The sequence below is a fragment of the Cupriavidus sp. OTU4054 genome, from assembly GCF_038440175.1.
In the GTDB taxonomy this organism is placed as follows: domain Bacteria; phylum Pseudomonadota; class Gammaproteobacteria; order Burkholderiales; family Burkholderiaceae; genus Cupriavidus; species Cupriavidus pauculus_D.
Genome location: NZ_JASATF010000008.1, coordinates 70,119 through 89,778, shown reverse-complemented (window position 1 = coordinate 89,778; position 19,660 = coordinate 70,119). Strand labels below are relative to the sequence as shown.

Below are 19,660 nucleotides of genomic sequence, written 5' to 3'. Positions count from 1 at the left end.
CATGAGCAGCAACGTTTCGCAATTCGAAGGGACCCGGCCGGTGGCCGACCAGCAGCGCTTCGACGTAGGCGCGCTGGAGCAGTGGATGCGCGCGCATGTCGAGGACTTTGCCGGGCCGCTGACCGTCGAGCAGTTCAAGGGCGGCCAGTCTAACCCCACCTTCAAGCTCGTCACGCCGAAGCAGACCTACGTGATGCGCGCGAAGCCCGGCCCGCGCGAGAAGCTGCTGCCTTCGGCCCATGCGATCGAACGCGAGTATCGCGTGATGGCCGCGCTGGCGGGCACCGACGTGCCGGTGGCGCGCATGTTCGCGCTGTGCGAGGACGAGTCGGTGATCGGCCGCGCGTTCTACATCATGGAGTTCGTGGCGGGACGGGTGCTCTGGGACCAGTCGCTGCCCGGCATGTCGACGGCCGAGCGGGCGGCGATCTATGACGAGATGAATCGCGTCATCGCGGCCCTGCATACCGTGGACTATCGCGCGATCGGGCTGGCCGACTATGGCAAGCCCGGCAACTACTTTCAGCGCCAGATCGAACGGTGGACCAAGCAGTACAAGCTGTCCGAGACCGAATCGATTCCGGCGATGGACAACCTCATGGCCTGGCTGCCCGAGCACATCCCCGCCGATGCCGATGCGCTGACCAGCATCGTGCACGGCGACTACCGGCTCGACAACCTGATGTTCCATCCCACGGAGCCTCGGGTGCTGGCGGTGCTCGACTGGGAGCTGTCCACGCTTGGGCATCCGATGGCGGACTTCGGCTATCACTGCATGAGCTGGCATATCGCGCCGGGGCAGTTCCGCGGCATCGCGGGGCTCGATCACGCGGGGCTCGGGATCCCGGACGAAGCGGCCTATCGCAAGCGCTACGAGCAGCGCACCGGGCGGCCGATCACGGGCGACTGGAATTTCTACCTCGCATTCAGCATGTTCCGGATTGCCGGGATCCTGCAGGGCATCATGAAGCGCGTCGTCGATGGCACGGCCTCTTCCGCGCAGGCCACCGACGCGGGCAAGCGGGCGCGGCCGATGGCCGAGATGGGGTGGGTGTATGCGCAGAAGGCCGGCAGATAGCGCCCATCCCCCGCAGATGTCATCAGACAACTGATCAGCGCGATGGGCATCTCCGGATGCCCATCTTTGCGTGATGGGTAAGCGTTAATCCCTAATAGACCTGCTCCGGAAACGCGTCTACACTCGCGACACATGTTGTACGACATCTTATGATAAGCGTTACTGGAGACATACAATGAACGCACGCCGTCGCTTCCTCGGTCAGGCATCCGGGCTCGCCGCCCTCGGTACGCTCGGCACGTCGGGCCTGATTGCGCCCATGTCTGCATGGGCCGAAGACAAATGGCCCAATCGCCCGATCCGCCTCGTCGTGCCCTACCCCGCCGGCGGCTCCTCCGACATCATCGCGCGCCTGATCAGCAAGCAGCTCGGCGAGGCGCTGGGCCAGCCGATCGTCGTCGATAACCGCCCCGGCGCCAACGGCAACATCGGTGCCGCCATGGTCGCGCAGTCGGGCGCCGACAATCACACGCTGCTGCTCTGCGACGTGGGCGCGCTGGCCATCAGCCCGTCGGTCTACACCAAGCTGACCTTCAGCCCGGACAAGGACCTCAAGGGCGTGGCGATGCTCGCTTACTCGCCGCACCTGCTGGTGGTGCATCCGAGCGTACCCGTGAACAACCTCAAGGAACTGGTCGCGCTGTCGCACAAGCAGACGCTGAACTTCGCCGTGACGGCCATCGGCAGCGCGCCGCACCTGGCCGGCGTGGCCGTGCAGCAGGCGACCGGCGCCGCGTGGCAATACGTGCCGTACAAGGGCGGCGCGCAGGCGATTGCCGATACCGTCGGCGGTACCGCGCAGGTGCTGATGAACGGCATGCTGGCCACGCTGCCGCAGGTGCAGGCGGGCAAGCTGAAGCTGCTGGCCGTGTCCAAGAAGACGCGCATGCCGCTGGTCGGTCAGGTGCCGACGATTGCCGAGCAAGGCGTGGCGAACTTCGAATCGGGTACGTGGCAGGGCGTGATGGCGCCGAAGGGCATGCCCGACGCGATCGTCGCACGCCTGAGCAGCGAGCTCATCCGCATCATCCGCACGCCGGAGATTCGCGCGCAGCTCGCGGGCCAGGGTGCGGAAGTCGTGACGATGACGCCGGCCGAGACGAACAAGTGGTTCGTGACCGAGGAGAAGCGCTGGGCCGAGGTCGTGAAGTCGTCGGGCGTGAAGCTCGACGCGTGACGGTATTGACCGTCGTCTGACGGGCAGTCGAACCCGGGGCGATACACCGGGAAGACTGCGGTCTGGGGGGTCTGTTTGGCGAGGGCAACTGCCCTCGCCTTTTCATTTCCGGGGCGCGCGCTCAGTCCGCGAGCGCCACGCCTTCGCGGCGCGGGTCGGCGCCGCCGGCCCAGACGGGCTTGCCGTCACGCGTCTTGCGCACGATGGCCTGCGTGCCGCTCGTCATCTCGATCTCCGCCACCTGATGGCCGCGCTGGCGCAACGCCTCGGCCAGTTGCGGCGTCACGAGTCCCTTCTCGAGTTCGGTGGGGCCGTTGCGGCTGCCGAAGTTCGCCATGCCCACGGCGTTCTGCACATCCATGTCCCAGTCGAGCAGGCCCACGAGCGTCTTCGACACGTACTCGATGATCTGCGAGCCGCCCGGCGATCCGAGCGTGGCGACGAGGCGGCCGCTTTCGCGATCGAACACGAGCGTCGGCGCCATCGACGAGCGCGGACGCTTGCCCGGCTGCACGCGGTTCGCGATCGGCTTGCCGTTCTCGCTCGGCGTGAACGAGAAGTCCGTGAGCTGATTGTTGAGCATGAAGCCGCGCACCATGATGTGCGACCCGAAATACGACTCGATCGTTGTGGTCATCGAGATCGCGCCGCCGCGGTCATCCACCGCGACGATCTGCGACGTCGAGATACGCGGCGGCGAAGGGTCCGGCGCGAACGCGACCTTGGTGCCGGCCGGCACGCCCGGCTGCGCCTTGCCCATGCTCTTGTCGCCGATCAGCCCGGCACGTTCGGCCAGATACGACGGGTTGACGAGGCCGGCGACATCGACGGGCACGAAGTCGGCGTCGGCCACGTAGAGGCCACGGTCGGCATACGCGAGGCGATCGGCTTCCGAGATCGCGTGCACGGCGAGCGGATCCGCCTCCATCAGCGCGGGCGTGTTGACCTGACGCGGCTTGAGGCTGGCCAGCGCATAGCGCGGGTCACGTTTCTCGAGCGCCTCCAGCGTGCCCAGAATCTGCGCGATGGCGATGCCGCCCGACGACGGCGGCGGCATGCCGCACACCTTCCACTGCTTGTAGTCCGTGCAGACCGGCTTGCGTTCGACGGCCTTGTACTGCATCAAGTCCTTCGCCGACAGGCTCCCCGGATTCGGATGACCGTTGACCTTCGTGACGATCTCCTGCGCGATCGGGCCCGTGTAGAGCGCGTTGGGGCCGCGGCGCGCGATCTGGCGCAGCGTCTGCGCGAGCTGCGGGTTCTTGATGATCGTGCCGACCGGCTTGGCCTTGCCCTGCGCGTCCAGGAAGTACGCCGTCATTTCCGGCGAGCCGCCCATGAACTTGTCGGCGGCGACCTGCGTGTAGAGGCGCGGCGACATCGGGAAGCCGCCCTCCGCGAGCTTGATCGCGGGCTGGAACAGGCGGGCCCATGGCAAGCGGCCATGCTGGCGGTGCGCCAGTTCGAGCGCGCGCAGCACGCCGGGCGTCCCGACCGAGCGGCCGCCGATCTGGCCTTCGGAGAACTCCATCGGCTTGCCGTCGGGACGCATGAACAGGTTTTCCGTCGCGCCGGCCGGCGCGGTCTCGCGGCCGTCGAAGGCCTGCACGCGCTTGCCGTCCCAGTACATGATGAACGCCCCGCCGCCGATGCCCGTGGCCTGCGGCTCGACGAGCGTCAGCACGGCCTGCATGGCGACGGCCGCGTCGATCGCGGACCCGCCCGCACGCAGGATCTCGCGGCCGGCTTCCGTCGCCAGCGGATTCGCGGCGGCGGCCATATGGCGCTGACCGTAGATGGTGCTCATCCCCGGCCGATAACCGGAGGACACCTCGGGCGCCGGGGGCAGCCCGGCGGTGGAAGCCTGCGGCGCCGCCGTGGCCGGGGCGGCAGTCTGCGCGGCACCGGTGCCGTCCGCGGACTTGTCCGTCGTGCCGCAGGCGCTGAGCGCGGCGGCAATGGCTAGCGCCAGCGTCGCGCGCCAGAGGGTGTTATTCGTCTTCTTGCTCTCGTTTGCCGCGTCGGACATGCCGCTCTCCTGGGGGGAAGAATGAGGGCGATTGTAGCGGCTTGGGCCGCGTATGGCGGCGGGTTTCGACGCGGACGGCGCGGTGGGTTCGTGCAGCGCGCGCGGATCACAACGTAAATAAATGTTTGCATGCTGGCCCGCCTTTCGTTGAATCCCTAACATCGTCCGGTTTTTGTCTTACCGGGGATACATTTGTGATGGGCCGCTCCACGCCGTTGATTTCGCGCCGTTTTTTCGTCTTGCCGTTTGCCTTGCCGCTCGCTGTCAGCGCGGCCGCGTTGCTCGCCGCCTGTGGTGGCGGGGGCGACGAGGGCGGTGCCGCGCCGCAGGCCGCGGCGTCCACCGCGAGTCCAGGCATGGGTACGGGCACGGGCACGGCCGCGCAGGCGTCCACCGCCGCGCCGGGGGCCCCGTCTCCCGCCACCACGACAGCGCGCGCGTGCTACACGGTCACGGGCAACGCTGCCGCGCCGGTGACGAGCGCGATCGGCGTGCTGCCGGCGCGCGGCACGGGCGTGTCGGGCTATCGCGTGCTCGACGACGCGCGTAGCGCGGGGCTCTGCTATGCCAACTATCGCCGCGAGCAGGTGGGCCTGCCGCCGCTGACCGCGCGCGATGCGCTCGGGACCTCCGCGCAGAATCACACCGCGTACATGCTCGCCAGCCAGACGCTCACGCATGACGAGACGTCGGGGGCGCCGGGCTTCACCGGCGCGACGGCGAACGGGCGGATTCAGGCCGTGTATCCGACCAACGCCACCGCCGAGGTGGTGGCGACGGGCAATCGCTGGACCTCGGCCGCGGGGGCCAATCTGTCGATGACGCCAAAGGATGCGCTGGTCGTCGATCTGATCAACGCGCCCTTCCACCGCGCGGCGCTGCTCGGCAGCTACGGTTCGGCAGGCAGCGGCTTCGCTGAAAGCGTCGGTGCCGGCAGCAATGGCGGTACGTCGGCGAGCTACTACCAGACCATCGACCTTGCCGATGCCAGCAAGGGTGGCGCGGACAATCTGATGGTGGCGTATCCGTACGACGGCCAGGCCGATGTGCCGGCCAGCTGGGTCAACAACGAAAGTCCCAATCCGGCGCCGGCCTACGCGGGCCAGACGATCGGCTATCCGGTCACGCTGCAGGCCATCGACACGGCGCTGGCGTTCAACGCGGACACGTTCACGATAACCGATGCGCAGGGACGCAACGTGCCTTGCGAGAAGGTCGATGCGCGAACCGCCGGCATGTCGGGCGCCGCGCGCGGACTGGCGATGTGCACGCCGACCGCACCGCTGGCCAGCGGGACGCGCTACAGCGTCACGGTGACGGGAACGCTCGGCGGACAGGGCGTCAACCTGAACTGGTCGTTCACGACGCTGTAGGGTTCTCGGGCGGCGTACCGCCCAGCGACTGCATCACCGCGAGCAGCTGTTCCCGCAGCCACCGGTTCGCCCCATCGTTCTCTCCCCCGCCATGCCAGTACAGATGCAGTTCGAGCGCCGGCACGGCGAACGGTAGCGAGAGGATGCGGTTCGCATAAGGCTCGTTGGCAATGCGCGCATAGCGCAACGGCAACGTGGCCAGCAGATCGGTGGTACTGACCACGCGGCAGGCGCCCGCATAGTGCTGGCACCGTAGCCGCACGCGTCGCGTCAGGCCCATGCGGTGCAGGGCCTGATCCTCGAGCCCCGCGCCACGGCGCCGTGACGATACATGCAGGTGCTCGGCCGCAAGGTAGCGCTCGAGCGTCAGTTCCTTCTTCACCAGCGGATGGTCGCGCCGCGCCAGCACCACCATCGGGTCCGACATGAACGCCGCGTGGTGGATCGCCGGCGACACCGGCAGCAGGATATCGATGGCCGCGTCGAGCGTGCCCGCCAGCAACTCCGACTCCATCTCGCGCCGGTCGAAGCGGATCACCGCGATATCGACGTGCGGCGCCAGCGCCGTGACGCGCGCCATCAGCGGCGGCAGCAGCGTCGACTCCAGCGCATCGCGCATGCCGATCGTGAAGCGCCGCACCGTGGCCGTCGGATCGAAATGCGGCGTGTCCTGCAGCGTCCGCGCGAACGACTGCAATGCCCCGCGCACCTCGCCCGAGAGCGAGCGCGCGAGCGGGGTCGGCGCCATCCCCTGCCCCCGCCGCTCGAACAGCGGATCGTCGAACAGCGTGCGCAGCCGCCCCAGCGCATGGCTGACCGCGGGCTGCGTCAGATTGAGCTGGCGCGCGGCCGCGGTGATGCTGCCCTCGCTGTAGATGGCGTCGAACACCACGAAGAGGTTGAGGTCGATCCGGGATAGCTGCATGCGGGCCATTCTGTCACGGAATGCAGGACATTGATACTGGCAAATCCAGTAAATTCATTTCTCTTATTACATGCCATCGGGTAGAGTGGCCCAATCGCTGAAAGCCGACGCGCTGAGCGCAGACGAGGAGACGCCATGGATTTCGACTATTCGCCGAAGGTCAAGCAGATGCAGGAGCGCCTGCTGGCCTTCTTCGACGCGCATATCTATCCGAACGAGAAGAAGTTCTACGCCGAGATCCAGGCGAACCGCGAAGCGGGCAATGCCTGGATCCCCACGCGCGTGGTCGAGGACCTGAAGCCCGTGGCCCGCGAAGCCGGCCTGTGGAACCTGTTCCTGCCGCGCTCGCCCCGCGCGCCGCAAGGCCTTTCGAACCTCGAATACGCACCGATGTGCGAGATCATGGGCCGCGCGCCGTGGTCCGCCGAGGTGTTCAACTGCTCCGCGCCGGACACCGGCAATATGGAGACGTTCGAGCGCTATGCCTCCGAAGAACTCAAGGACCAGTGGCTCGAACCGCTGCTGCGCGGCGAGATCCGCTCGGCGTTCCTGATGACGGAGCCCGACGTCGCCTCGTCGGACGCCACGAATATCCGCTGCCGCATCGAACGCGACGGCGACCATTACGTGATCAACGGCACCAAGTGGTGGTCGTCGGGCGCCGGCGATCCGCGCTGCAAGGTCTACATCGTGATGGGCAAGACGAACCCCGACGCTCCGCGCCATGAACAACAGTCGATGATCATCGTGCCGGCCGATACCCCGGGCATCACGATCAAGCGATTCCTGCCCGTGTTCGGCTACGACGACGCCCCGCACGGCCACATGGAGATCGAGCTCAAGGACGTGCGCGTCCCCGCGGGCAACATGCTGCTCGGCGAAGGCCGCGGCTTCGAGATCGCGCAGGGCCGCCTGGGCCCGGGTCGCATCCACCACTGCATGCGCAGCATCGGCGTGGCCGAGCGCGCGCTGGAACTGTTGTGCAAGCGCGCGCTGTCGCGCGTGGCGTTCGGCAGGGAAATCGCGCGCCAGGGCGTGACGCAGGAGCGCATCGCCGAAGCACGCTGCGATATCGAGATGGCGCGGCTGCTGACGCTCAAGGCCGCATACATGATGGACACCGTCGGCAACAAGGTGGCCAAGGCCGAGATCGCGATGATCAAGGTGGTGGCGCCGAACACCGCGCTGCGCGTGATCGACTGGGCCATGCAGGTGCATGGCGCGGCCGGCGTGTCGAACGACTTCCCGCTCGCGAACTGGTGGGCGCATCAGCGCACGCTGCGCTTTGCCGACGGTCCGGACGAGGTGCATCGCAACGCGATCGCCAAGCTCGAGCTCGCCAAGCATATGAATGTCAGCGCGGACGCCGTGAACATGCCGGTGACGCGCGGCGGCTGAAAACCCCGTCCGCCACAGGCCTATTCCTTCCGTGCTCTAATCGGCGATCCATTTCAGTCAGGCACTGCGCCACCGAGGAGAGCACGGAATGATCGACGTCTATACGTGGGCGACGCCCAACGGCCACAAAGTCCACATCATGCTCGAGGAATGCGGCCTCGCGTACAAGGCCCATCCGATCAATATCGGCGCCGGCGACCAGTTCGGCGAAGACTTCCTCGCGATCAGTCCCAACAACAAGATTCCCGCGATCGTCGATCCGGACGGTCCCGACGGCCAGCCGATCTCGCTGTTCGAGTCCGGCGCCATCCTGCTCTATCTCGCCAGCAAGACCGGCAAGTTCCTGCCCGAGGACGTGCGCGGCAAGTACGAGGCCCTGCAATGGCTGATGTTCCAGATGGGCGGCGTGGGCCCGATGCTCGGCCAGGCGCACCATTTCCGCATCTACGCGCCCGAGAAGATCGAATACGCGGTCAATCGCTATACCAACGAGGCCAAGCGTCTCTACGGCGTGATCGACAAGCGGTTGTCCCAACATCCGTGGCTTGCAGGCAACAGTTACTCGATTGCCGATATCGCAACGTTCCCGTGGCTGCGCAGCTGGAAGAACCAGGGCATCGAGCTCGAGGATTATCCCCATGTGAAGCGCTGGTTTGATACCATCGCCGCGCGGCCCGCCGTTCAGCGCGGCGTGGAGGTGCTCGCCGCCGAACGCCGCCCGCAGCATGACGAGAAGGCGCGCGAAATGCTTTTCGGCGCCACGCAGTACCAGCGCAGATAAGGCCCGATCGGCGACGATCGCGGCCGTGGGTGGGGCTGACACCGATAGAACGGGGACCTATAGGTTGTCGTGACGGTCAGGCCAAAACCCTTAGTCTCTGAGCGACTTAAAATCCACAATGGCTCATGACTGGCGATCCTCTCAAGCTATTCGGCCGACATCTCACGTGGTTGCGCAAGCAACGCGGCTGGTCGCAGGAAGCGCTGTCGCTGGAAAGCGGACTGGCGCGATCATATCTGAGCGGCATCGAGCGCGGCACGCGGAACGTCGCGCTCTACAACATCTGCACGCTCGCCGATACGCTCGGCGTGCCGCCGCCGGAGATGCTCGACTTCTCGAAGCACACGGACGAAACCGACTCCGACGAACCGCGCTCGCCGTTCGATCCGGAATCGTCTCCGGCCGTGCAGGCGACGCTGCGCTATATGGCCGCGCTCGACGACTCCGAGCAGGATGTCGTGGCGGCCGTGGCGCGCGCCCTCGCCAAGAAGAACGCGCGACGCCCTGCGGAAGATAACTGAGAACGGCGTTTCAACGACCGTTTCAAACCCCGAGCATGCCCTGGCGTTCGATGAATGCCACGACTTCCGCCAGGCCCTGCCCCGACTTCACGCTGCCCATCACGAACGGCCGCTCGCCGCGCATCTTGCGCGTATCGCTCTCCATGATCTCCAGGTTCGCGCCGACGTACGGCGCGAGGTCGGTCTTGTTGACCACGAGCAGATCAGACTTCGTAATGCCCGGGCCGCCCTTGCGCGGAATCTTCTCGCCGCCAGCCACGTCGATCACGTAGATCGTCAGATCGGACAGCTCGGGGCTGAACGTCGCGGCCAGATTGTCGCCGCCCGATTCGATGAACACGACGTCGGCATCGGGAAATTTCGCCAGCATGCGATCGACGGCTTCGAGGTTGATCGACGCATCCTCGCGAATCGCCGTATGCGGGCAGCCGCCCGTTTCCACGCCCATGATGCGCTCGGCCGGCAACGCGCCGGAGATCGTCAGCAGGCGCTGGTCTTCCTTCGTATAAATGTCGTTGGTAATCGCCACGAGGTCGTAGCGGTCGCGCATCGCCTTGCAGAGCATTTCGAGCAGCGTGGTCTTGCCGGAGCCCACGGGGCCGCCGACGCCAACACGCAGCGGAGGATTCTTCTTGGTACGGGTCATGATCGATCGGATTCGGTTCAGGATCGGAACAGCCGGGAGTACTGTGTCTCGTGCCGCGCGGACAGCAGGCCCAGCATCGGAGAAAACGTGGAAAGCCTTGGCGGATTCGCCTCGGCGCGCTGCCATGCGGCCTCGACCATCCCGGTCACGGGCGTGTGCAGCGATCGCAGGATATGTTGCCCGGCCACCTGCCCGAGCGGCACGGCCTTGAGCGCGGCGGCGACCTGGTTTTCGGCCCAGTTGAACGCATAGGCGGCCAGCCCATCGCGCGCGTCGATCTGGAGCGCCACGCAGGCGGCCGTGAAGGCCGTCGGCAGGCAGATGGGCGAGAACGCGGTCAGCGCGTCGCGCATGGCGGCGTCGCCCCACGACATCTGGGCGATCAGCCGCGCGAGCGACCAGCCCATTTGCTCGGTCTCCAGCCGCAGTTCGGCGGTCTCGCGCGTGGCATGGAACCAGTCGTTCCATTCGCGCACGGCAGCGAGGTCACCCGATTGCCACGCGCGGTGCAGCAGCAGCCAGACCGGCGCCTCGCACGTGGCCTGCACATGCGTGAGGTTGTCGTGGATCCAGCGGCCGGCGGTGTCGGCGTCGCGCACGATACCGCATTCGATCGCGGCCTCGAGCCCCTGCGAGTAGCTGAAGCCGCCGATCGGCAGCGCGGGGGAGGCGAGGTGCAGCAGGGAGATGAGTTGGGGCAGCGCGGTCATTCAGTGACGATGGGAATGGCCATGCCCGTGGTCATGGTTGCAACCCGGGCCATGCTCGTGGTCGTGCCCGTGGTCGTGCGCATGCCCATGATGCTCGTGAAACACGGCCTGCGCGGCCGCATAATCCTCGGCAAACGTCGCGTCGTGCCCATGCTTGTGCCCGCCGCCATACGCCCCGGCCTCGGGCTCGAACGGCAGCTCCGCGCGCGCGATCGTGACGCCCAGGCGGACCAGCATATCGGCCAGCACGGGGTCGTACTCGAGCCGCAGATAGTCGCGCCCCACCTCCACCGGCGTATGGCGGTTGCCAAGGTGATAGGCCGCGCGCATCAGGCTCAGCGCGTCATCCGCGGTCACCTGCAGCACGGACTCGGCCGCGGCCTGCACCTCGATAAACGCGCCATCCTCGGCCACCAGCAGGTCGCCGCCGCGCAGCACGGTGCCGCGCGGCAGGAACAGCGCCACTTCCCCACCGTTGTCGAGCACCGCGCGCAGGCGGCTCTTGCTGCGGTCGCCAAACGGCAGCACGAGCTTGGCCGCGCGCTTGACCAGCACGGGCGCAATGCCGTGCGGCGCGGGCAGATGTTTGTCGATCTTGATCACGTCGGTACCACTCAGAACAGAAAGTATCGCTGCGCCATCGGCAGCACGGTAGCGGGCTCGCAGGTCAGCAACTGCCCATCGGCAACGACCTGATAGGTCTCCGGATCGACGGTCACATGCGGCTGCCAGTCGTTGAGCACCATATCGCGCTTGGACACGGTCCGCGTGCCGCGCACCGCGGCGAGCGTCTTGGCCAGACCATAGCGCTCGCCGACGTTGGCCGCAAGCGCCGCCTGCGACACGAACGTCAGCGACGAGCGCGGCAGCGCGCCGCCCGCCGATGCGAACATCGGCCGGTAGTGCACGGGCTGCGGCGTCGGGATCGATGCGTTGGGATCGCCCATCGCCGCCGCGGCAATCATGCCGCCCTTGAGGATCAGGCTCGGCTTGACGCCGAAGAACGCGGGCTTCCACAGCACGAGGTCCGCCCACTTGCCGACCTCGATGGACCCGACCTCATGCGCAATGCCGTGCGTGAGCGCCGGATTGATCGTGTACTTGGCGATATAGCGACGCACCCGGAAGTTGTCGTGGCCGCCGCGCGCATCGTGCGGATCGCCGGGCAGCTTGCCGCGCTGCGCGGCCATCTTGTGCGCGGTCTGCCAGGTGCGGATGATCACCTCGCCCACGCGGCCCATCGCCTGCGAGTCGCTGGAGATCATCGAGAACGCGCCGAGGTCGTGCAGGATGTCCTCCGCCGCGATGGTCTCGCGGCGGATCCGCGATTCCGCGAACGCGATATCCTCGGCAATCGACGGATCGAGGTGATGGCACACCATGAGCATGTCGAGGTGCTCGTCGAGCGTGTTCACCGTGTACGGCCGCGTCGGGTTCGTCGACGACGGCAGCACGTTGGCCTCGCCGCAGACCTTGATGATGTCCGGCGCGTGGCCGCCGCCCGCCCCTTCCGTGTGATACGTATGAATCGTGCGGCCCTTGAACGCGGCAATCGTCGCCTCGACGAAACCGCCTTCGTTGAGCGTGTCCGTATGGATCGCCACCTGCGTGTCGGTGGCATCGGCCACGCTCAGGCAGGTATCGATCGCCTGCGGCGTGGTGCCCCAGTCCTCGTGCAGCTTGAGCCCGATCGCGCCGGCTTCGACCTGCTCGGTCAGCGGCCCGGCCTGGCTCGCGTTGCCCTTGCCGAGAAAGCCGATGTTCATCGGATAGGCATCGGCCGCCTGCAGCATGCGCTCCATGTACCACGGCCCCGGCGTGACCGTGGTCGCGAACGTGCCCGTGGCCGGCCCCGTGCCGCCGCCGATCATCGTGGTCACGCCGCTCATCAGCGCTTCCTCGATCTGCTGCGGGCAGATAAAGTGGATATGCGAGTCGATACCGCCGGCCGTCACGATCATGCCCTCGCCCGCGATGACCTCGGTGCCCGGGCCGACGACGATCGTCACGCCGGGCTGGATATCCGGGTTGCCCGCCTTGCCGATCGCCGCGATGCGCCCGCCCTTGAGGCCGATATCGGCCTTGACGATGCCCCAGTGATCAACGATCAGCGCGTTGGTGATGACGGTATCGACGCAGTCCTTCGCCATGCGCTGGCTCTGCCCCATGCCGTCGCGAATCACCTTGCCGCCGCCGAACTTCACTTCCTCGCCATAGATCGTGTAGTCGCGCTCGACCTCGATCACGAGCCCCGTGTCCGCGAGCCGCACGCGGTCGCCCGTGGTCGGGCCGAACATCTCGGCATAGGCCTGCCTGGAGATCTTCACCATTACAGCGCTCCCATGATCTTGCCGTTGAAACCGTAGACGATGCGATCGCCATCGAGCGCGACGAGCTCGACCGTGCGGCTCTGCCCCGGCTCGAAACGCACGGCGGTGCCCGCGGCGATATTGAGCCGGAAGCCGCGCGCGGCTTCGCGGTCGAAATCGAGCGCGGCATTGGTTTCGTAGAAATGGAAATGCGAGCCGACCTGGATCGGGCGATCGCCCGTATTGGCCACCGTCACGCTGACGGTCGCGCGGCCCACATTGAGTTCGATCTCGCCGTCCAGCGGCATGAGTTCACCGGGAATCATCGCGATGCTCCTTGCTCGTTGGGAAAGGCGTCACGCCACCAGCAGGCCCACGCCGTACAGCGCCACGCCGGCACCCGCGACGCGCGCGAGCCAGCCCGCATGGCGGCGCAGCACGGCGCCAAGGCCGATACCGCCGCAATGCAGCGTCATCGTGGCCAGCGCGAAGCCGCCCACGTAGGCCAGCACCGTCGGCAGCGCCGCGGCCGTGGCCGGCAGCTCCGCGCCGTGCGCGTAACCGTGGAACAGCGCGAAGCCGCCGACGATCGCCATGCCGGCGGCCGCGGGCAATTGCGCGCGCAGCGCGACCAGCAGGCCGATCACGAGCAGCGAGGCGGCGATCATCGGCTCCACGGCGGGCAGCGCAAAGCCGGACAGGCCCAGCGCGGCGCCCACGAGCATCAGCGCCACGAAGGCGAACGGCAGGCGCAGCAGCTGCATGGCACCAGGCTGCTGGCCGTGGCTGCCGCGCGTGGCCAGCGCGCTCCACACGCCGACCGATGCCATCGCGAGCAGGTGGTCCGCGCCGGTCAGCGGGTGCAGCAGGCCGGCGTAGAAGCTGCCGGCCACGGTGGTCGCCTCGTGCCCAGGGTGCGCGAAGGCGCTGACGGCGGTGAGCGACAGGGTGGCGCCGAGCGCCAGCGTGCGAGCGGTTCTTGTCATGATGTTCTCGTTGGTGTCGGACAAAAATCAAACAATCGGGTGGTGGACGGTCACGAGCTTGGTGCCGTCGGGGAACGTCGCTTCGACCTGGATCTCGGGAATGAGCTCGGCCACGCCGTCCATCACGTCCTCGCGCGACAGCACGGTGGTGCCTTCATGCATGAGCTCGGCGACGGTGCGGCCATCGCGCGCGCCTTCCATGATCGCGGCGGTGATCAGCGCCACCGCTTCCGGATAATTGAGCTTGAGGCCGCGCGCGCGGCGCCGTTCGGCCAGCAGCGCGGCGGTGAAGATCAGCAGCTTGTCTTTCTCTCGCGGCGTGAGTTCCATCGTCGGAGTTCCTTTGTCTTGTTGTCTCGTTGGATTGAGGTTCAGGTCGCCCACAGCCGCAGTGGCCGCGCCGGCACGCCATGGATGGGCCCGCGCAGCTGCGTCCAGCAGTCGATCAGCAGATGGCGCACGGGTTCGATATGGCGGCCCAGCACGCGCAGCAGCAGCATGCGCTGGTCGGGCGACGTCATGCACGTCACCCCCGCGCGCAGGTCTTCACGGTACGGACAGCGCTCGGCCAGCGCCTCGGCCAGTTCGGCCGTCGCGCCCTCGCCCACGGCCCACAGCGTGCCGAGCACCGGCAGGCCGTCCATGCCGGGCAGCGCGGTGCGCAACGCGCAGTCGGCATCGACGAACGATTGCTCGATCCACAGCGGGCGCTCGCCGTTACCGACGCGCGTGTCGAGCCACAGCGCGCCCTGCGACCAGCGCTCGCCCGATGCCTGGCGGCCGAGCACCACGGCGTCCCAGCCGATGGCGCTGCCGCCACGCGCCACGCGCACGTCGGTGCCGATGCGCGCGCGCGCATCGTCGAACACGATGTTCTCCTGCGGCAGCCAGTCCAGCCGCGCGCCTTCGGCCACGTCGATGCGCACCCGCTGGCTCGCCTCGCGGCCGAGCGACTTGTACCATTTGGTGGCGCCCGGCGTCGCGAGCACCGCATGCGCGCCCGGTTGTACCGCGATATCGATATCGAGCAGGTCACCGCCGGCAATGCCGGCCGGCGGATGCAGCACCACCGCGTGGCAGATCGCATCGCCTTCCGGGTAGAGCGGCTTCTGCACCATCAGCGGGCCTTTGTGGCGGCGCTCGATCAATGCCGTGCGCATGCCCTCGCCCTGGCCGCGCGCGGCGAATGTCAGGCGCAGGCTGGCCTGCCACGTGGCGGGCATTGCGGAGGACGCGACGAGCGTCGAGGGAAAATCGGGATGACGCATGAGGAAGGACAGTGCGGGCAAGCGCGGGGCGCACGCCATGTGGGCCGTCGTTGCCGGCCATCATAGCGCGCGATCGTGGTAACCGATAGTGCGGATCAGACCGCAATCAGTTCCCGCACCCCATCCTGTTCCATGTTCGCGCCCACGCCCTTCGCCACCACCTCGCCGCGGCTCATCACCACGTAGTGGTCGGCCAGATGGCGCGCGAACTCGTAGTATTGCTCCACGAGCAGCACCGTCATGCCGAACTCGTCGACGAGCAGCCGCAGCGCGCGGCCGATGTCCTGGATGATCGACGGCTGGATGCCTTCGGTCGGCTCGTCGAGGATCAGCAGCTTCGGCTCGCTCATCAGCGCGCGGCCGATCGCCAGTTGCTGCTGCTGGCCACCCGACAGGTCGCCGCCGCGACGCTGGCGCATCGTGCGCAGCACCGGAAACAGCTGGTAGATGCGATCGGGCACGCCCGCGGGTGCCTTGCGGCTCGCGGCGCCGATCAGCAGGTTCTCCTCGACGGTCAGGCGCGGAAAGATTTCGCGGCCCTGCGGTACGTAGGCCATGCCCGCGGCCACGCGCTCGTACGGCGCCTTCTTCTCGATGGCACTGCCGCCCCAGCTGATGCTGCCGCTGCGCGTGGGCACCACGCCCATCAGGCATTTCAGCAGCGTGCTCTTGCCCACGCCATTGCGGCCGAGCAACGTGGTCAGCTTGCCCTCGGGCACGTCGAAACTCACGTTGCGCAGGATATGGCTGCCGCCGTAGAACTGATTCAGTGCGTTGACCTGCAGCATCGTTATCTTCCCAGGTAGGATTCGATCACGCGTTCGTCGCGCTTCACGGCATCGAGCGTGCCCTCGGCCAGCAGGCTGCCTTCGGCGAGCACCGTGACCTTGCCGGCCTCCCCCGCCAGCGCGGCGACGAATTCCATGTCGTGCTCCACGACCATCATCGAGCAGCTGCCCCGCAGGCTGTTGAGCAGACCCGCAAGCTGCATGGTCTCTTCATCGGTCATGCCGGCCACGGGTTCGTCGAGCAGCAGCAGTTGCGGCTGCTGCATCAGCAGCATGCCGATCTCGAGCCGCTGCTTCTGGCCATGCGACAGCAACCCGGCCGGACGGTAAGCCTCGTCCTCGAGGCCCGTCAGTGCCAGCGTTTCCTCGATGCGGCGATGGCCCTCGCCCGTCAGCCGCGCGCGCAGCGACGACCACCAGCGCTTGTCGGCCTTCATCGCGAGTTCGAGGTTCTCCCACACCTGATGCTGCTCGAACACCGTGGGCTTCTGGAACTTGCGGCCGATGCCGACCTGCGCGATGCGGGGCTCGGTCATGCGCATCAGGTCGATGGTCTGGCCGAGGAATACGCGTCCGCTCACGTTTGCGTTGCGCGGACCGGTCTTGCCCGTGATGACGTCCATCATCGTGGTCTTGCCGGCGCCGTTCGGACCGATCACGCAGCGCAGCTCGCCATGATCGATCGAGATCGAGAGCTTGTTCAGCGCGCGGAATCCGTCGAACTGCACGGTGAGGTCCTCCACGTAGAGGATGGGGCCGTGCGTGACGTCGATCGTGCCCGGCTCCACCACGCGGCCGAGGCCCGTGGTTTCGCCGCTCTCGGCTTGTTCTGCGTTCAGTGCGGCGTTCATGCTTCCCTCCGGACCGGTGCGGCCTTGTCATCGGCGACCGGTGCCCCGGCGCTCTCGATCTTCTCCTTCGCCGTGCGGCGGCCCGACAGGCGCCGCCACAGCCCCACCACGCCATCGGGCAGGTACAGCGTCACGAGCACGAACATCGCGCCGAGCAGGAACAGCCAGTACTCGGCGAAGTACGCCGTGAACATCGTCTTGGCACCGTTCACGAGGAACGCGCCGACGATCGGGCCGATCAGCGTGCCGCGGCCGCCCACGGCCACCCACACCGCCATCTCGATCGAGTTGGCGGGCGACATCTCGCCCGGGTTGATGATGCCGACCTGCGGCACATACAGCGCGCCCGCGATGCCGCACAGCACGGCCGAGAACGTCCATACGAACAGCTTGTAGCCCAGCGGGTTGTAGCCCGAGAACATCACGCGCATCTCGGCGTCGCGCACGGCCGTCACCACGCGGCCCAGCTTCGACGACACGATGTAGCGGCATGCGATGAACCCGGCCAGCAGCGCGAAGAACGTCAGCACGAACAAGGCCGTGCGCGTCTCCGGCGCGGCGACGGCAAAGCCGGCGATGCGCTTGAAGTCCGTGAAGCCGTTGTTGCCGCCGAAGCCCGTCTCGTTGCGGAAGAACAGCAGCATGGCTGCATAGGTCATGGCCTGCGTGATGATCGACAGGTACACGCCCTTGATGCGCGAGCGGAACGCAAAGTAGCCGAACAGCCAGGCCAGCACGCCCGGCACGAGGATCACGAGCAGCAGCGCGTAAGGCAGATGCTCGGTGCCGTGCCAGAACCACGGCAGTTCCTTCCAGTCGAGGAACACCATGAAGTCGGGCAGATCGCTCTTGTACACGCCCTCGCGGCCGATCGAACGCATCAGGTACATGCCCATCGCGTAGCCGCCGAGCGCGAAGAACAGCCCATGCCCGAGGCTCAGGATGCCGCAGTAGCCCCAGACGAGGTCCAGCGCGATCGCGGCCAGCGCGAAGCACATGATCTTGCCGACCAGCGTGAGCCCGTAAGCCGACAGATGCAGCGGGTGGCCCTCCGGCACGAGCAGCGCGCAGACCGGCACGCCGATGGCCACGACGATCGTCAGCACGACCAGCGCGACCCATACGCGGCGCGAGAACAGCGGCTGGCGCTCGGGCACCGACAGGCGGAACGGCGCGCCCCCCGCGGCGGATTTGGATTGAAAGCTCGTCATCATGCCTCCGCGCTGCGCCCTTTGAGCGCGAAAAGTCCCTGCGGCCGCTTCTGGATGAAGAGGACGATCAGCACCAGGACGAAGATCTTGGCCAGCACCGCGCCATAGAACGGCTCGATGAACTTGTTGATGATGCCGAGGCCGAACGCGCCGACGATGGTGCCGGCCAGCTGGCCCACGCCACCGAGCACGACCACCATGAACGAGTCGATGATGTAGGCCTGCCCGAGGTCGGGACCGACGTTGCCGATCTGGGACAGCGCGCAGCCGCCAAGCCCCGCGATGCCGGCGCCGAACGCGAACGCATAGCTGTCCACCTTCCACGTGCGCACGCCGACGCAGGCCGCCATCGTGCGGTTCTGCGTGGTGGCGCGCACGAACAGGCCCAGGCGCGTGCGGTTGAGCACGCCCCATGCAATGGCCACCACCGCGAGCGCGAACAGGATGATGATGACGCGGTTGTACGGAATCACCAGGCCGGGCAGCCACTCCATGCCGCCGCTCATCCAGACCGGGTTGGCCACTTCGACGTTCTGCGCGCCGAAGATCGTGCGCACGGCCTGCTGGAACAGCAGGCTGACACCGAACGTGGCCAGCAGCGTCTCCAGCGGACGGCCATACAAGTGGCGCAGGACGATGCGTTCGAGCGCAAACCCGACCACGGCCGCCGCGAGGAACGATGCCGGCAAGGCGGCGACCAGATACCAGTCGAACGCATTCGGCGCATAGGCGCGGAACAGCGTCTGCACGACATAGGTCGCGTAGGCACCGATCATCAGGAACTCGCCGTGCGCCATATTAATGACGCCGATCAGGCCATAGGTGATGGCGAGGCCCAGCGCGGCCAGCAGCAGCACGCTGCCGAGGCTCAGGCCCGCGAACAGGTTGCCCACGAGTTCGGCGCGGCGCTGGTCGCTGCGCAGCGCGTCGAGCGTCTGCTGCGCGGCCACGCGCACGTCGGCGTCGGGCTCGCGGTATTTGCCGGCGTCGTCCTTCTCGACCAGCGGCGCCAGTTTCTGGCGGCTCTGCGGATTGCTGTCCTTGCCGAGAATGCGAATGGCTTCGAGCCTGGCATCGCGCGGCGCATCGGCGCCTTCGGCCAGCACGGTGTTGGCCCAGATCACGTCCAGGCGCGCGCGCAGCCCCGCATCGGCCTCGGCCTTGCGCGCGGCCGCCACGACCTCTTGCGAGGCGTTCTCGGGCGCGTCGAACAGCGTGTTGATGGCCTGCGTGCGCACCGCGATATCGGGCGACTGCAATTGCAGGCTGCTGGCCGCGCTATCGACGAGCGTGCGCAGGCTGTTGTTGAGCGTCAGCGATTCCAGATCGTCCTGCTTCACGGTCACGGGCTTGCCGCTGATCGCATCGACGAACTTGTCGCCGTCCTGCCGCACCATGCCCACCGACGGCGCGTACTGCAGCGCATCGTCCTGCAGGGCCTTGAGGATCGGAGCGGCCTGCTCGGGGGGCGCCTTGGTCAGCGCGGTCACCGCGGCGGTCTTCGCGTCGAAGTCGTCTTCCGCAAGCGGCTTGAGATCGGCCTGCGTCAGGGGTGCGGCCCAGAGCGGCGCCGCCCACAGTGACGTGAGCAGCAGCGCTGCCAGCATGG

20 protein-coding genes are annotated in these 19,660 nt (G+C 67.3%); 6 read left to right on the top strand and 14 right to left on the bottom strand.

Annotated features, from left to right (window positions below):
- The first annotated feature begins 1 nt into the window (after position 1).
- Positions 2-1,078, top strand: coding sequence for a phosphotransferase (locus tag AAHB16_RS12050; RefSeq protein ID WP_342050966.1), 1,077 nt, complete (start codon positions 2-4; stop codon positions 1,076-1,078).
- Between the two features lie 175 nt (positions 1,079-1,253).
- Positions 1,254-2,255, top strand: a complete 1,002-nt coding sequence (locus tag AAHB16_RS12045) for a Bug family tripartite tricarboxylate transporter substrate binding protein (RefSeq protein WP_342050965.1) — start codon at positions 1,254-1,256, stop codon at positions 2,253-2,255.
- Positions 2,256-2,376: 121 nt separating this feature from the next.
- On the opposite strand, the gene ggt is transcribed toward AAHB16_RS12045, so the two are convergent.
- Positions 2,377-4,284 (bottom strand): gamma-glutamyltransferase, encoded by a 1,908-nt coding sequence (gene ggt, locus AAHB16_RS12040; protein WP_150372311.1) that lies wholly within the window; start codon positions 4,282-4,284, stop codon positions 2,377-2,379.
- A gap of 251 nt (positions 4,285-4,535) precedes the next feature.
- On the opposite strand from ggt, the gene AAHB16_RS12035 reads away from it, so the two are divergent.
- Positions 4,536-5,657 carry a CAP domain-containing protein gene (locus AAHB16_RS12035; RefSeq protein ID WP_342050964.1) on the top strand — a complete coding sequence of 374 codons (1,122 nt, stop codon included), beginning with the start codon at positions 4,536-4,538 and terminating at the stop codon, positions 5,655-5,657.
- Here the strand turns inward: AAHB16_RS12035 and AAHB16_RS12030 are convergent.
- Positions 5,644-6,582, bottom strand: a complete 939-nt coding sequence (locus AAHB16_RS12030; protein WP_150372313.1) for a LysR family transcriptional regulator — start codon at positions 6,580-6,582, stop codon at positions 5,644-5,646. The two genes, AAHB16_RS12035 and AAHB16_RS12030, sit on opposite strands and share 14 nt — an antisense overlap.
- A 135-nt stretch (positions 6,583-6,717) precedes the next feature.
- On the opposite strand from AAHB16_RS12030, the gene AAHB16_RS12025 reads away from it, so the two are divergent.
- From AAHB16_RS12025 to AAHB16_RS12015, 3 genes are all read left to right on the top strand, one after another.
- Positions 6,718-7,980 (top strand): acyl-CoA dehydrogenase family protein, encoded by a 1,263-nt coding sequence (locus AAHB16_RS12025; protein ID WP_150372314.1) that lies wholly within the window; start codon positions 6,718-6,720, stop codon positions 7,978-7,980.
- An 88-nt stretch (positions 7,981-8,068) separates the two neighbouring features.
- A complete protein-coding gene (locus AAHB16_RS12020) occupies positions 8,069-8,761 on the top strand; it encodes a glutathione binding-like protein (protein ID WP_342050963.1) in 693 nt (230 codons plus the stop codon).
- A gap of 125 nt (positions 8,762-8,886) precedes the next feature.
- Positions 8,887-9,282 carry a helix-turn-helix domain-containing protein gene (locus tag AAHB16_RS12015; protein WP_150372316.1) on the top strand — a complete coding sequence of 132 codons (396 nt, stop codon included), beginning with the start codon at positions 8,887-8,889 and terminating at the stop codon, positions 9,280-9,282.
- A gap of 22 nt (positions 9,283-9,304) precedes the next feature.
- Here AAHB16_RS12015 and ureG read toward each other — a convergent pair whose 3' ends face one another.
- The 12 genes from ureG to urtB all read right to left on the bottom strand — a co-directional run bounded on the left by ureG (position 9,305) and on the right by urtB (position 19,658).
- Complete coding sequence (ureG, locus tag AAHB16_RS12010) at positions 9,305-9,928, bottom strand: urease accessory protein UreG (protein WP_150372317.1); 624 nt, start codon at positions 9,926-9,928, stop codon at positions 9,305-9,307.
- A 17-nt stretch (positions 9,929-9,945) separates the two neighbouring features.
- On the bottom strand, positions 9,946-10,638 hold the full coding sequence (locus AAHB16_RS12005) for an urease accessory protein UreF (RefSeq protein WP_150372318.1): 693 nt from the start codon (positions 10,636-10,638) through the stop codon (positions 9,946-9,948).
- On the bottom strand, positions 10,639-11,241 hold the full coding sequence (gene ureE, locus AAHB16_RS12000) for an urease accessory protein UreE (RefSeq protein WP_342050962.1): 603 nt from the start codon (positions 11,239-11,241) through the stop codon (positions 10,639-10,641).
- An 11-nt stretch (positions 11,242-11,252) separates the two neighbouring features.
- On the bottom strand, positions 11,253-12,968 hold the full coding sequence (gene ureC, locus AAHB16_RS11995) for an urease subunit alpha (protein ID WP_150372320.1): 1,716 nt from the start codon (positions 12,966-12,968) through the stop codon (positions 11,253-11,255).
- A complete protein-coding gene (locus AAHB16_RS11990; RefSeq protein WP_150372321.1) occupies positions 12,968-13,273 on the bottom strand; it encodes an urease subunit beta in 306 nt (101 codons plus the stop codon). The genes ureC and AAHB16_RS11990 overlap by 1 nt, the downstream gene beginning before the upstream one ends.
- 30 nt (positions 13,274-13,303) lie before the next feature.
- On the bottom strand, positions 13,304-13,933 hold the full coding sequence (locus AAHB16_RS11985; RefSeq protein WP_342050961.1) for a HupE/UreJ family protein: 630 nt from the start codon (positions 13,931-13,933) through the stop codon (positions 13,304-13,306).
- A gap of 27 nt (positions 13,934-13,960) precedes the next feature.
- On the bottom strand, positions 13,961-14,263 hold the full coding sequence (locus tag AAHB16_RS11980) for an urease subunit gamma (protein ID WP_150372323.1): 303 nt from the start codon (positions 14,261-14,263) through the stop codon (positions 13,961-13,963).
- A 41-nt stretch (positions 14,264-14,304) separates the two neighbouring features.
- A complete protein-coding gene (locus AAHB16_RS11975; RefSeq protein WP_342051010.1) occupies positions 14,305-15,201 on the bottom strand; it encodes an urease accessory protein UreD in 897 nt (298 codons plus the stop codon).
- A 95-nt stretch (positions 15,202-15,296) separates the two neighbouring features.
- Positions 15,297-15,989: an urea ABC transporter ATP-binding subunit UrtE gene (urtE, locus tag AAHB16_RS11970; RefSeq protein ID WP_150372324.1), complete on the bottom strand. Its 693-nt coding sequence runs from the start codon at positions 15,987-15,989 to the stop codon at positions 15,297-15,299.
- A 2-nt stretch (positions 15,990-15,991) separates the two neighbouring features.
- Complete coding sequence (gene urtD / locus AAHB16_RS11965; RefSeq protein ID WP_150372325.1) at positions 15,992-16,840, bottom strand: urea ABC transporter ATP-binding protein UrtD; 849 nt, start codon at positions 16,838-16,840, stop codon at positions 15,992-15,994.
- Entirely contained in the window at positions 16,837-18,051 is a 1,215-nt protein-coding gene (urtC, locus tag AAHB16_RS11960) for an urea ABC transporter permease subunit UrtC (protein ID WP_342050960.1), read from the bottom strand. The genes urtD and urtC overlap by 4 nt, the downstream gene beginning before the upstream one ends.
- On the bottom strand, positions 18,051-19,658 hold the full coding sequence (urtB, locus tag AAHB16_RS11955) for an urea ABC transporter permease subunit UrtB (RefSeq protein ID WP_446718087.1): 1,608 nt from the start codon (positions 19,656-19,658) through the stop codon (positions 18,051-18,053). The genes urtC and urtB overlap by 1 nt, the downstream gene beginning before the upstream one ends.
- Positions 19,659-19,660: the final 2 nt, after the last annotated feature.